General features: G+C 46.5%; 1 protein-coding gene. It reads right to left on the bottom strand.

All coding sequences use genetic code 11. The features are described 5' to 3' along the window. Window positions 1-1,289 (bottom strand): molybdopterin-dependent oxidoreductase (locus tag ACWHAR_RS21805; RefSeq protein ID WP_452087803.1); only part of this gene is annotated, 1,289 nt, incomplete at both ends.

Below are 1,289 nucleotides of genomic sequence, written 5' to 3'. Positions count from 1 at the left end.
AAGCTTGTGCGCCCGTTTGACGCGTGTTGCGAGCACCGGGTGTCCTTCCGCCGGATTGGCGCCGACGATGATGACGAGACCGGCTTTGGCAATATCTTTAATCGTGCCGGCGTCACCGCCCATGCCGACAGTGCGGAACAATCCGTCTGTAGCAGGAGACTGGCAGTAGCGTGAGCAGTTATCGACATTGTTTGTTTCAAATACCTGACGCGCTAGCTTTTGAATGACGTAGTTTTCTTCATTCGTAATTTTAGAAGAAGAAATAAACCCGACAGAGCCTTTACCGTACTGCTCTTTAATTGATCCTAATCTGCTTGCGACAAGATCGAGGGCCTCTTCCCAAGAAGATTCCACAAAGGCTCCATTTTTACGGATTAAAGGCTTTGTGATTCGCTCCTCAGAATTGACGAAATCCCAGCCGAATTTCCCTTTGACACATGTGGAAATCGCGTTAACCGGAGCATCAGAAACAGGCTGGATCTTTAAGATATCCCGTCCTTTTGTCCATACTTCAAATGAACACCCGACACCGCAGAACGTACATACAGTTTTCGTTTTTTTCGTTCTCGTTTCACGCATTGCCGCTTCGACTTCAGAAATGGCAAAAATGCTGCCATACCCCGGTTCAACATTTTTCACGAGGTCAATCATCGGTTCCATGACGTCCTCTTTAATGCCTGTCATAAAGCCAGCCTGCCCGAGCATTGATTTTTCCATCAGTGCATTACATGGACATACTGTTACACACTGACCGCAGCTGACACAGGAAGATTCATTGATCGGAACTCCCTCATCCCAAATGACGCGAGGGCGTTCGCGTTCCCAGTCGATTGAGAGTGTTTCATTTACTTGAAGGTTTTGACAGACCTCAACACACTGGCCGCAGGCAATACATTGGTTTGGATCATAGCGGTAAAAAGGATGAGACATATCAACTGCGCAAGAAGGATCTTCTTTTGGCGTGTATGGGTATTTTTGATGCTCGATCCCCATCATTTCCGCTGTATTATGCAGCGTACAGTTTCCATTGTTGTTATCGCAAACTGTACAATACAGCAAATGATTTTCAAGAAGGCGGTCCATCGCTTCGGTTTGCGCTTCTTTCACTCGATTTCCTGATAGATCAATAGACATCCCGTTTTCTGCAACCGTCGCGCATGAACGAACCAGCTTTCCGTTTGCCTCTACTATGCAAGTATCACAAGTTTGAATCGGGTCAACCTCTGGTACGTGGCAAATCTGCGGGTACTCAATTCCGTTTTCATTTAAAATATCTAATATTGTGGCCC

Source organism: Bacillus sp. LR--39 (genome assembly GCF_053613335.1).
The sequence above is the reverse complement of the archived record's forward strand: the minus strand, read 5'-3'. Positions and strand labels throughout refer to the sequence as shown.